Origin of the sequence: Lentzea sp. NPDC005914, from assembly GCF_040629405.1 — a bacterium.
GTDB lineage: Bacteria > Actinomycetota > Actinomycetes > Mycobacteriales > Pseudonocardiaceae > Lentzea.
The window spans coordinates 39,890-51,687 of the sequence record NZ_JBEXVQ010000029.1; the positions used below are offsets into that span (position 1 = coordinate 39,890).

An 11,798-nucleotide genomic window follows, 5' to 3' on the forward strand; every position below is an offset into this window, starting at 1 on the left:
CCATTAGGCCAGCTCAGTCGACGACGGCCAGCGCGTCGATCTCCACCAGCAGACCGGCCGGGAGTCCGACGTAGACGGTCGTGCGGGCGGGCGCGGGCTCGGTCACGAACTCGCCGTAGACCTCGTTCAGCTCAGCGAAGTGCGAGGTGTCGGTGAGGTAGACGCGGATCATCACCACGTCGTCGATGGACGCGCCGCCGGCGGCCAGCACCGCGTGGAGGTTCGCGAACGTCTGGCGCGTCTGCTCGGCGACGGTGGTGCCGACGATCTCGCCCGACTTCGGGTCGAACGCGACCTGGCCGGCCACCTGCAGGATGTTGCCCTTGCGCACACCCTGCGAGAACTTCGCCACCGGCTGCGGCGCGTCGGCGGTCTTGATCTCAACCTTGGACAACGTGTTTCCCCTTATCTTGGAACGTAACCGCACTCGAGTGACGCGGCTTCCGCGGTGGCCAGCAGGTCGGGAAGGTGGGCGAGCAGCCCGTCGAAGTCGAGCAGCACCTTGGGAACCGACATCGACACGGCCGCGAGCACCTCACCCCGCGCGCCCTTGATCGGCGCGCCGATGCAGTGGATGAAGTCCTCGTGCTCGGCGTTGTCGACGGCGTATCCGTTGGCGCGCACCCGTTCCAGCTCGGCCATGTACGCGGTCGGGCCGATGATGGTGTTCGCCGTCAGCCTCGGGAACTCCATCGTCGCCAGCACCTTCTGCAACGCCGCGGCGGGCAGGTCGGCCAGCAGGATCTTCGCCACGGCCGTGCAGTGCAACGGTGCCCGGCGGCCGATGCGCGAGTACATGCGCATCTGGTGCCGTGACTCGTACTTGTCGATGTAGATCACCTCACCGTCCTCGTAGGACGCGAGGTGGACGGTGTGGCCCAGGCGGGCGTTGAGGTCGCGCAACGCGGGCTCGGCGGCACGCCGGACGTCGCGTTCCTCGAGGGCGAGGTTGGCGAGGTCGAACAACGCCGTGCCGAGACGGTAGTGGTGCACGCCGTCGCGCTGCACGAACCGGTGCGACTCCAGCGTGCGCAACAACCGCAGCGTCGTCGACTTGTGCACACCGATCACGCCGGACAGTTCGTCCAGCGTCTTCGGGCCCGTCGCGAGCTGGCTCACCAGCGTGAGCGCGCGGTCGAGGCTCTGGCTCATTCACACCTCCAGGCGGGCGGACGCCCAGGTCTGCGGGTCGGCGTGCAGCAGCGGTTCTGTCACGTCGTCCGGCAAAGGATCTCCGACGTCCTCGGCGGTGAGCAAAGCGGAGGCCGCCTGCAGGTGCCCCGCACGCAGCCGGACCGAGGGCGACTCCCCCGCCAAGGTAGCCGCGAGGAACCCCGCCGCGAACGCGTCACCGGCGCCGACCGGCTCCACGACCTCGACTTTCAGCGCCGGTTCGAAGTGCGACGAACCGCTTTCCAGCAGCGTCGCCCCCTCCGCGCCCTGCTTCACGACCAGCGCGGACGGCCCGGGCAGGAGCTTGCGCAGCCTGGCCGGATCGCCGGTCCCCCACACCAGTTCCGCCTCGTCGGAGCCCGCCAGCACCACGTCGGCCATGTCCGCGAGTTCCCGCAGCACGCGCGGGTCGCGATCGGCCCACAGCGCGGGCCGCCAGTTCAGGTCGAACGAGATCTTGAACCCGTGCCGCGGCCTGCGCAGCAGCTCTCGCATCATCGCGAGGCACGAATCAGACAAAGCGGCGGTGATTCCGCTGAGATGCACCAGCTTCACCTCGCCGAGGCCGAGCCGGTCGATCATCTCCAGGCCCATGCCGGACGCCGCCGAGCCGCGCCGGTAGTAGCGCACCGGGCTGCCCTCCGGTGAGGCCTCCTTGACGTAGAGGCCGGTCGGGCGGGTCGCGTCGATCCGCACCCGTGAGGTGTCGACGCCGAAGCCGCGCACCGTGCCGAGCACCGCGAGCCCGAACGAGTCGTCACCGACCGCGCTGACCCACGACGACCGCACTCCCAGGCGCGCGAGGTGGCAGGCGACGTTGGACTCGGCGCCACCGACGGCCCGGTGCCAGGTGCGCACCAGATGCACAGGACCGGGTTCAGCCGGAACCATCATCACCATGGTCTCGCCGAGACACACCACACCGCCGACGTGTTCGAACCGCATGCGTGCTCCAGAGGTGTTCGTTGACGGCGGCGCTACCGAATGCTACACACTCCAGCATCACATCGCGCAATGGGAGTTGCAAAATATGCAACATCTGATGGAGATGGACCTCTCGGCCGTCGCCGACATCAGGCAGGAACGGGTCAGCTGGCGGTTCAAGGGCCTGCCGTCGAGCACCTTCGGCTCGACCATCGGCGAGGTCGCCGACCGGCGGCTGGACCTCTTCGCCGACGAGTTCGTCGGGCCGCTCGTCGTGCTGGACGCGGACGCGTTGACGCACAACCTGACGACGATGTCCAAGTGGTGTGACAACCACGGCGTCAAGCTCGCGCCGCACGGCAAGACGACGATGGCGCCCCAGTTGTTCCAGCGGCAGATCGAGCACGGCGTCTGGGGCATCACGGCCGCCAACGCGTCGCAGTTGCGCGTCTACCGGGCGTTCGGCCTGTCGCGGATCCTGCTGGCGAACCAGCTGCTCGACCCGGCCGCGCTGCGGTGGCTGGTCACCGAACTGGACCACGACCCGCGCTTCGAGTTCAGCTGCTGGGCGGACTCCGAGGCCGGGGTCGCGTTGATGAGCGAGACGCTGCAGGAGCTGCAACCGTCACGGCCGGTCGACGTGCTGGTCGAGCTCGGCGCTCCCGGCGGCCGGACCGGTGCGCGCGACCTGGAGACGGCGCTGTCCGTGGCACGGGCCGTGGACCAGAGCCCGGTCCTGCGACTGGCCGGCGTCTCCGGTTACGAAGGTGCCCTGGCGCACGACGCCTCCGAGTCGTCGCAGTCCATTGTGGACCGTTATCTGGCCGACCTGCGGACGTTGGTGCTGCGCATGGCCGACGCGGGGATGCTCGACGAGCTGGACTCGGTGATCGTCACCGCGGGTGGCAGCGCGTACTTCGACCAGGTGGCGGCGACGCTGAGCCAGCCGTGGCCGGTGCCGGTGACCCCCGTGCTGCGCAGTGGCGCGTACATCACGCACGACGACGGCTTCTACCGCGGGATCTCGCCGTTCGCCCGGATCGACGGCGTGGAGCCGTTCCGGTCAGCTTTGCGAGCGTGGGCTCAGGTGACGTCACGGCCGCAGCGCGACCTGGCGTTGCTGACGATCGGCAAGCGCGACGCGTCGTTCGACGAGGGCCTGCCGGAGCCGCAGCTGATCCGCCGCCGTGACGGTGCGATCGCGCCGCTGACCCAGGCTCGGGTGTCCGCGTTGAACGACCAGCACGCGTTCCTCCAGCTCGGCGCCGAGGCCACGGTCCGGGTCGGCGACTGGGTCGGGCTCGGGCTTTCCCACCCCTGCACGGTGTTCGACAAGTGGCAGCTCATCCCGGTCGTCGAGGGCACGACCGTGGTCGACCTCATCCGCACCTACTTCTAGGAGTGCACCGATGGACGACGTCGTCCTGCGCGGACCACTGATCGCCGACGGCACCGGCACGCCCGCCTACCGCGCGGACGTGGCCATCAAGGACGGCGTGATCGCGGAGATCGGGCACGGGCTGAGCGCGACTCGGTCGATCGACGCGGACGGCCTGGTGCTCGCGCCGGGGTTCATCGACATGCACTCGCACTCCGACCTGCGCGTCCTGGCCGAACCCGACCACCTGGCGAAGGTCTCGCAGGGCGTCACGACCGAGGTGCTCGGCCAGGACGGCCTGTCGTACGCGCCGGTCAACGACGAGGTGCTCGCGACGTTGCGCGGCCAGCTCGCCGGGTGGAACGACGACCCGGCGGGCTTCGACTGGAACTGGCGCTCGGTCGGGGAGTACCTCGACCGTCTCGACCAGGGCATCGCCGTCAACGCCGCCTATCTCGTGCCGCAGGGAACTCTGCGGATGCTGGTGGTCGGCTGGGACGACCGCCCGCCGACCGAGTCCGAGATGGACAGCATGAAGTCCGTTCTCGCGCAGTCGCTCTCCGAGGGCGCGATGGGCATGTCGTCCGGGCTCACCTACACGCCGGGCATGTACGCGGACACGTCCGAGCTCGTGCAGCTCTGCGAGGTCGTCGGGCAGCACGGCGGCTTCTACAGCCCGCACCACCGCAGTTACGGCGCGGGTGCGTTGGAGGCGTACGCCGAGATGGTGGACGTGTCGAAGAGATCCGGCTGCCCGCTGCACCTCGCGCACGCCACGATGAACTTCCCGGTCAACAAGGGCAAAGCACCCGAGCTGCTCGCGTTGCTGGACGACGCCATGGCGAACGGTGCCGACATCTCGCTGGACACCTATCCGTACCTGCCAGGCGCGACGTACTTGAGCGCCCTGCTGCCGTCGTGGGCGACGGAAGGCGGTCCGGAACGCGCGCTGGCAAGCTTGTCCGATGTGGACACCCGTGAGCGCATCCGCGAGGAGATCGAGGAGATCGGCTCGGACGGGTGCCACGGCGTACCGGTCGACTGGGACTCCATCGAGATCAACGGTGTGCGCAACGAGCGCAACGCGCACCTGGTCGGCGCCAGCGTCCTGCAGTCGGCCGCGAGGCTGGGACGCAATCCGGCCGACCTGTACTTCGACGTGCTGGCCGACGAACGCCTGGGTACCTCGTGCCTCATGCACGTGGGCCACGAGGAGAACGTGCAGGCGATCATGAAGCATCCGGCGCACACGGGCGGCAGCGACGGCCTGCTCGTCGGCGACCGGCCGCACCCGCGCGCGTGGGGCACGTTCCCCCGCTACTTCGCGCGCTACGTCCGCGAACTGGGCGTGCTGAGCCTGGAGGAGTGCGTCGAGCACCTCACCGGCCGTGCCGCCCGGCGTTTGCGGCTCACCGACCGAGGTCTGGTCCGCGAGGGCTATGCGGCCGACCTGGTGCTGTTCGACGCCTCGACGATCGCCGACACGGCGACGTTCGACCAGCCTCGGCAGCAGGCCGCCGGCATCCCGTACGTGTTCTGCAACGGGGTGACGGTAATCGATGACGGAACCGCCACCGGCGCATTGCCAGGCCATTCACTCAGGAGCCGCCCGTGATCGACTGGTTGCAACACTCAACAGGGGGCTTGCTCACCCTCGCGGTAGTCAGCATCGCGGTGCTGCTGCTGCTCATCATCAAGGTCAAGGTCGAGCCGTTCATCGCGTTGATCATCGTGGCGCTGCTCGTCGCCCTGGCGGCGGGCGTTCCGACGGAGACGCTGGTCGGGTCGGCGCAGAAGGCCTCGGACTCGTTGCTGGAGAAGGGCTTCGGCGGCATCCTCGGCCACATCGCCGCGATCATCGGTCTCGGCACGCTGCTCGGCGCGATCCTGGAAGCGTCCGGCGGTGCGCAGGTGCTGATGGACAAGCTGATGCAGGCGTTCGGCGAGAAGCGGGCGCCGGTCGCGATCGGTCTCGCCGGCTTGATCTTCGGCGTGCCGGTCTTCTTCGACATCGGCATCTTCGTGCTGGCGCCGCTCGTCTACGTGGCGGCCAAGCGCAGCGGCAAGTCGATCGTGCTGTTCAGCATGCCGTTGCTGGCAGGTCTCTCGGTCATGCACGCGTTCATGCCGCCTCACCCAGGACCGGTGGCGGCGGCCGGTCTGCTGAAGGTGTCGCTCGGCTGGATCATCATCATGGGTCTCGCGGTGGCGATCCCGTCGTGGTTCGTCGGCGGTGTCCTGTACTCGTACTGGATCGGCAAGCGAATCAACGTGCCGGTGCCCGAGGAGATGCTGGTCGCGGCCGAAGCTGCCCGCGCCGAGAACGGTGACCGCGAGCCGCCGTCGCTGGGCCTGGTGCTCTCGATCATCGGCCTGCCGCTGGTGCTGATCCTCGCCGGCACGTTCGGCTCGATCCTGCTGCAGAAGGGATCGCGGCCGTACTCGGTCGCGACGTTCTTCGGCACACCGGCCGTGGCGTTGACGATCGCCGTCCTGCTCGCGTTCTGGCTGCTGGGTTTCCGGCGCGGCATGACGCGGGACAAGATCGCGGAGATGGCGGGCGCGTCACTGCGCCCGGTCGCGATGATCCTGCTCGTGGTCGGTGCCGGCGGCTTCTTCGGCGCCGTGCTGGCCGCGACCGGCATCGGCAAGACCCTGGCCGGCGAACTTTCGGACCTCGGGCTGCCGGTGATCGCGCTGGCGTACGTGATCAGCTGCGTCATCCGCATCGCCCAGGGCTCCGCGACCGTCGCGATCGTGACGACCGCGGGCATCGTGGCACCGGTGCTGGCGGACCTGAACTACTCGCAGCCGCAGCTGGCGTTGATCGTCATGGCCATCGCGTCCGGCTCGATCATCGCCTCGCACGTCAACGACGGCGGGTTCTGGATCGTTTCGCGGTACTTCGGGCTGTCCGTCAAGGAGACGCTGCAGTCGTGGACGGTCCTCGAAACCATCCTCTCGGTGGTCGGTTTCGTGGCCGCCGCGCTGCTCAGCCTGGTTGTCTGATCGGACACAACTCAACAAGTTCGAACGCTTGACAACGCGAGCCCCGCATCACAGGATCGGCGCAATGTTCATTTGTGTTTGATGTGGACGGGGCCCGCATGAACAACACGGAGGTCGTGCACCTGCACGACGACACCTCCAGCGTCGTCATCAACCTCGAGAGCACCGGCCTGCCGGTCGTCACCCACTGGGGACGAACGCTCGGCGACGTCGGCCAGGACGCCCTGCGCGCCCTGGCCGACGTGGTGACCGGCACCATCCCCAACAGCTCACCCGACCACGTCGTCAAACTCGCACTGCTACCGGACGCGGCCGCGGGGCACTCCGGCCGCCCCGGCCTGCGCGGGCACCGCGGCGGTGAGCACTTCGCGCCCGCTCTGACGGTGACGTCGCACTCGGCCGAGGACTCGATCTTCCGTTACACGGCCGAGGATTCGGCCGCCGAGCTGACGGTGACCGGTGTGGTGGAACTGGCGCCGTCCGGGATGCTCCGGCTGCGGCACACCGTTCGCAACGACGGCTCTGCCCCGTATGCGCTCGAAGCGCTGGAGACCGCGCTTCCCACGCCCTCTCACGCCACCGAACTGCTCGACTTCACCGGCCGCTGGGCGCGCGAACGCTCGCCGCAACGGCACCCGTTCTCCTACGGCACCTGGGTGCGGGAGAACCGCCGTGGCCGCACCGGGCCCGACGCGACCATCGGGCTGCTCGCCGGGACGCCGGGGTTCTCGTTCCGCTCCGGTGAGGTGTGGGCGCTGCACGTCGCGTGGAGCGGCAACCACGTCACGTACGCGGAGAACTTCCCCGACTCGACCCCCGTCCTGGGTGGCGGAGAGCTGTTGCTGCCCGGCGAGATCATCCTGGCGCCCGGCGAGACGTACGAGTCGCCATGGCTGTACGCGGCCTACTCCTCGGAGGGCATCGACGGCATCAGCGCGGCTTTCCACCGTCAGCTGCGCGAGCGTTCGCTGCGCCCCCGCCCCGTCGTGCTCAACACGTGGGAAGCCGTCTACTTCGACCACGATCTCGCACGGCTGACGTCGCTCGCCGACACCGCCGCGGACATCGGTGTCGAGCGGTTCGTGCTCGACGACGGCTGGTTCCGCCACCGCCGCGACGACACCGCCGGCCTCGGCGACTGGTACGTGGACGAGACCGTGTGGCCCGACGGCCTCACCCCGCTGATCAAGCACGTCCGCTCGCTGGGCATGGAGTTCGGGTTGTGGTTCGAACCCGAGATGATCAACACGGACTCCGACCTCTACCGCGCCCACCCGGACTGGGTGCTCGGCCCTCGTCCCGGCGTGCTGCCGCCGTCGTGGCGCAACCAGCAGGTGCTGAACATCGCGCATCCCGAGGCCTACGCGTACATCCTCGACCGCGTCTCGTCCGTGTTGTCCGACAACGACATCGCGTTCGTGAAGTGGGACCACAACCGCGACCTGATCGCTTCACGGGTGCACGACCAGACCGAGGCGTACTACCGGCTCCTCGACGAACTGCGGCTGCGGCACCCGCACGTGGAGATCGAGAGCTGCTCGTCCGGCGGCTCCCGGATCGACCTCGGCGTGCTCTCGCGCACCGACCGCGTGTGGACCTCCGACTGCAACGACGCCCTGGAACGCCAGCTGATCCAGCGCTGGACCGGCGTGTTCCTGCCGCCGGAGCTGATGGGCGCGCACGTCGGCCCGACCCACTCGCACACCACCGGCCGGGTGCACGACCTGTCGTTCCGGGTGGCCACAGCGATGTTCGGGCACTTCGGCATCGAGTGGGACATCAACTCGGCGACCGACGACGAGCGCGCGGGCCTGCAGGCGGCGATCGAGTACTACAAGGACGTGCGCTCCCTGGTGCACAGCGGTGTCTCGGTGCATTCCGACCACCCGGACCCGGCCGCGTGGGTGCACGGCGTGGTCGCCGCCGACCGGTCCGAGGCGCTGTTCTGCTACGCGCAGATCGCGACTTCGGTGCAGCACAGGCCGGCACGGGTGCGCTTCCCCGGCCTCGACCGCACGCGGACGTACCGGCTGTCGTTCGACGCGCCCGCCGGTCTGCCGAGGCTGATCGGGCGGGAGGGGACGTGGGAGCCGGTCTCGTTGCCCGGCTCGGCGCTCGCGGACGTCGGGATCCAGCTCCCGGTGCTCGAGCCGGAGCAGGCGATCCTCATGCGGTTGCGCTGACGGTGTGAAGCCCCGGCGAGAAGTTCCCGCCGGGGCTCTCCCTCTTACCTGTTACTTGCCGGCCCGACTTCCGTCGGCCCGAGTAGCCCACCACTTGCCGCCAACGCCCTGTCCGTTGGCATCACCGCAGACCTTGTCACCTGAGAAGAGGTACTGCGGCGATCCTGCGATGGTGAGCTGCTTCTTCCCGTCCCGCTCGATCGTCCCCACTAGCGAGGAATCCACGCCCTGCACCTGGAAACCCTCGCCGACGTAAGCGGGCGGCCATTGCGCCGCGCACGCGCCGGAGCAGTTGCTCACCGGCGGGTTCGCGGAGTCGTCGTCGAACCGGTAGAGCGTCATGCCGTCCTTGTCGGTGGCGACGACGCCGAGATCCTTCACGGTCGCGCTGGTCAGCGCGATCGCCTTGTTCTGCTGGGCCTTCTTGCCATCGATGGCCGTGGCGAACCACTTGGGCACGGTCACGCCCTTGGCCTCACCGGGCTTGGTGTCGTTCTTGAACGTGTACTGCGGCCAGTTCGCGACCGTCAGCTGCTTCTTGCCGTCCTTGCGGGTGATCATCCCCAGCAACTTCGGGTCGACGCCCTTCACGCGCGGCTGCTCGCCCTCGACGTAGACCGGCGGCCACGACTCGGCACAGCCACCGTCGCAATTGGACGCTGAAGGCTGCGCCGTGTCCCCGTCGAACCGGTACAACGTGAGCCCGGCGTCGTTGGTCAGCACCGCGCCGAGGCCCGCGATGACACCCGTCCTGGCGGCGAGCCTGGTGCGTTCGCCGCTCTTGCCGGTGGCGAACCACTTCCCCTGCAGGCCCTGGCCCTTGGTCTCGCCGGGCTTGGTGTCCTTGGCGAACCGGTACTGGGGCATCCCGTCGACGGTCAGCTGCCGGGACCCGTCCCTGCGGACGATGGAGCCGATCTTGTCCACCCCGGTGGCCGTGAAGTTCTCGTCGGCAACCGTTGCGGGAGGCCAGGTCGCGGCGCACTCACCGTCGCAAGTGGACTCGCCGGGCTTGTCGCCGTCGAACCGGTAGAGCGTGAACCCGTTGACATCGGTGACCACCGGCCCCAGGTCGTCGATCTCCGCGACGGTCAGCGCCACAACGCTTTCCCGCTGCTGAGCCACCGGCTTGCTCTCCGGCGTGCCGGCGCAAGCGGTCAACGAGACCAACCCCAGCACGACGACCGCAACGCTCTTGCGGATCATCTCGAACCTCCTGGCTAGTGCCCTCCAACGCCCAGCACACGTAGGGCACGCCAGTTCGGTTCAATCTTTTTTCAGAACATCGCGCGCTTCAACGCGGGCACGGCGCTCGCGGTCCTCAGCACGGTCTTGAAGATCGTCCGCGCCACCGGCCCACCGTCGGCGAACTGCTTCGCCGCCCGCAGCGAGTCGCGCACCGCGGCGAACCCGTACTCGTACATCTCGGCCTCGTACCTGGCCACGGCGTCGCCGCCCTCGCCGATGCACCGCGCGAGCAGCTGCGCGTCCCGCAGTGCGACGTTGGCCCCGATGCCCCTCATCGGCGTCATCGCGTGGATCGCGTCCCCGAGCAACGTCACCCGAGTCGGTCGCCACCGCTCGATCGGCTTCGACGACCGGATCCGCCACTCGCTGATCGTGTCCGCGGGCGAGGCCGACACGATCCGGCGAAGATCCGGGCTCCACCGCGCGATCCGCGCCAGGACCGCCTCCCGCAACTCCAGTCCGTCGTGGACGGTCAGGTCCGCCGCCGCGTAGGCCCACATCAGGTAGGGACGCACGTTGTCGAACAACAGGTCGTCCGGGTTGTCGGTCACCCCCAGTCCGTCGTGCGCGGCCAGGAACATCCCGGCCCGCCCGGTCGGAATGATCGAGTTCGCACGCTCCACCAGTTCCGCGGGCACCCAGTCGTTCTCGTCGAGGAACAGCTTCCCCGCGATCGCCGTGACCCCGACCTCCTCGGTCCCGGCGTGCGGCAGGTACTGCTGCCGCACCCGCGACCGGATCCCGTCCGCCCCGACCAGCACGTCGCACGAGGCGGTCGACCCGTCCTCGAAGTGCAGCGTGATGTCGTCGCCCTCCTCGTAGCGCTCGAACCGCTTGCCGAACTGGACGTCCAGCCCGTCGAGCAGCACCTGCCGCAACGTGATCCGGCTCGCCGAGTAGTGCTGCTCCACCTCGGGGTCCAGCACCAGCAACGGCTTGAGCTGTTCCGTTAAGAACCCAAATCCGTTGCCTCCACCACCGCAACTGCGCTCGAATCGTTCCCAGCTCGCCGCGGGCAGGCACTCCCGCAGAGCCGCGGCGCCGTGCGGGTTGATGTGCACCCGATAGCCCTGCAGGCGGTCCGTGCGCGAGAGATCGCGCTCGTACACCGCCACGTCCACGCCGGCCTTGCGCAACCCGTGCGCCAGGCACAGCCCGCCGATTCCTCCGCCCACCACTGCGATTCTCATGTTCTGCAGTTTCAACCGTAAGGTTGATTAAGTCAACCCGTTGGTTGAAAACAGCCCGTCGGCTACCTTGTGACGGTGGATCAACGCCGTTCTCCCACCGCCTCGGAACGCAAGCGCGACCCGGAACGCACGCGGGCGCGCATCCTGGAGGCGGCTGCGGCGGAGTTCGGCGCGAAGGGGTACGCGGCCACGCGCACGACGGACATCGCGGCGCGCGCGGGCGTGAACAAGCAGCTGATCTCGTACTACTTCGGCGGCAAAGAGGGCCTGTACAAGGAGCTCGCGACGAGCTGGCACAACTCGGCGGCCGAGATGGCGAGCGAGGAGCAGCCGCTCGACACGGTGCTGGCGAGTTTCGTGGCGACCACGCTCACCGACCACGGCCGCCTGTGGGCGTGGTCGAACCTGGCCGGTGACAGCCCGCCCACCGACGAGGCGTTCCTGCGCGGCCAGGTCGACCAGATGCGCGACCGCCAGGCCAAGGGCGAGCTCCCCGCGGACCTCGACCCCGGTCTGCTGCTGCTGGCGCTCATGGCGGCCGCCGCGGCACCGTTGACCCTGCGGCAGACCGCGAGCCAGATCACCGGCGAGGACCCCGCGACGCCCGAGTTCGCCGAGAAGTACGCGGAACAGCTGGCGTTGCTGGTGAGGCACCTGTCCGGCCGAAGCTGACTTCTTTCGCACCCGAACTCG

Annotated in this window: 10 protein-coding genes; 5 read left to right on the forward strand and 5 right to left on the reverse strand. The window is 68.9% G+C overall.

Going from position 1 to position 11,798, the window contains the following annotated elements; genetic code table 11:
• Positions 1-13 precede the first annotated feature (13 nt).
• The 3 genes from ABZ345_RS33180 to ABZ345_RS33190 are packed head-to-tail and all read right to left on the reverse strand — an operon-like array spanning position 14 to position 2,118.
• Positions 14-394 carry a Rid family detoxifying hydrolase gene (locus tag ABZ345_RS33180; protein WP_359857537.1) on the reverse strand — a complete coding sequence of 127 codons (381 nt, stop codon included), beginning with the start codon at positions 392-394 and terminating at the stop codon, positions 14-16.
• An 11-nt stretch (positions 395-405) separates the two neighbouring features.
• Complete coding sequence (locus ABZ345_RS33185) at positions 406-1,152, reverse strand: IclR family transcriptional regulator (protein WP_359857540.1); 747 nt, start codon at positions 1,150-1,152, stop codon at positions 406-408.
• Positions 1,153-2,118, reverse strand: coding sequence for a sugar kinase (locus tag ABZ345_RS33190; protein WP_359857543.1), 966 nt, complete (start codon positions 2,116-2,118; stop codon positions 1,153-1,155). It abuts the gene before it with no gap.
• 85 nt (positions 2,119-2,203) lie between these two features.
• On the opposite strand from ABZ345_RS33190, the gene ABZ345_RS33195 reads away from it, so the two are divergent.
• The 4 genes from ABZ345_RS33195 (at position 2,204) to ABZ345_RS33210 (ending at position 8,667) form a co-directional block, all read left to right on the forward strand.
• Positions 2,204-3,496 carry an amino acid deaminase gene (locus tag ABZ345_RS33195; RefSeq protein WP_359857545.1) on the forward strand — a complete coding sequence of 431 codons (1,293 nt, stop codon included), beginning with the start codon at positions 2,204-2,206 and terminating at the stop codon, positions 3,494-3,496.
• A 10-nt stretch (positions 3,497-3,506) separates the two neighbouring features.
• Positions 3,507-5,090, forward strand: coding sequence for a D-aminoacylase (locus ABZ345_RS33200; RefSeq protein WP_359857548.1), 1,584 nt, complete (start codon positions 3,507-3,509; stop codon positions 5,088-5,090).
• Entirely contained in the window at positions 5,087-6,484 is a 1,398-nt protein-coding gene (locus ABZ345_RS33205) for a gluconate:H+ symporter (protein ID WP_359857551.1), read from the forward strand. Before ABZ345_RS33200 ends, ABZ345_RS33205 begins: the two co-directional genes overlap by 4 nt.
• Positions 6,485-6,582: 98 nt before the next feature.
• A complete protein-coding gene (locus ABZ345_RS33210) occupies positions 6,583-8,667 on the forward strand; it encodes an alpha-galactosidase (protein WP_359857553.1) in 2,085 nt (694 codons plus the stop codon).
• A 51-nt stretch (positions 8,668-8,718) separates the two neighbouring features.
• Here ABZ345_RS33210 and ABZ345_RS33215 read toward each other — a convergent pair whose 3' ends face one another.
• Positions 8,719-9,873 carry a hypothetical protein gene (locus ABZ345_RS33215; protein ID WP_359857556.1) on the reverse strand — a complete coding sequence of 385 codons (1,155 nt, stop codon included), beginning with the start codon at positions 9,871-9,873 and terminating at the stop codon, positions 8,719-8,721.
• Between the two features lie 71 nt (positions 9,874-9,944).
• Positions 9,945-11,105, reverse strand: coding sequence for an NAD(P)/FAD-dependent oxidoreductase (locus ABZ345_RS33220; protein ID WP_359857559.1), 1,161 nt, complete (start codon positions 11,103-11,105; stop codon positions 9,945-9,947).
• 75 nt (positions 11,106-11,180) lie between these two features.
• On the opposite strand from ABZ345_RS33220, the gene ABZ345_RS33225 reads away from it, so the two are divergent.
• On the forward strand, positions 11,181-11,777 hold the full coding sequence (locus ABZ345_RS33225; protein WP_359857562.1) for a TetR family transcriptional regulator: 597 nt from the start codon (positions 11,181-11,183) through the stop codon (positions 11,775-11,777).
• The last annotated feature ends 21 nt before the right edge of the window (positions 11,778-11,798 follow it).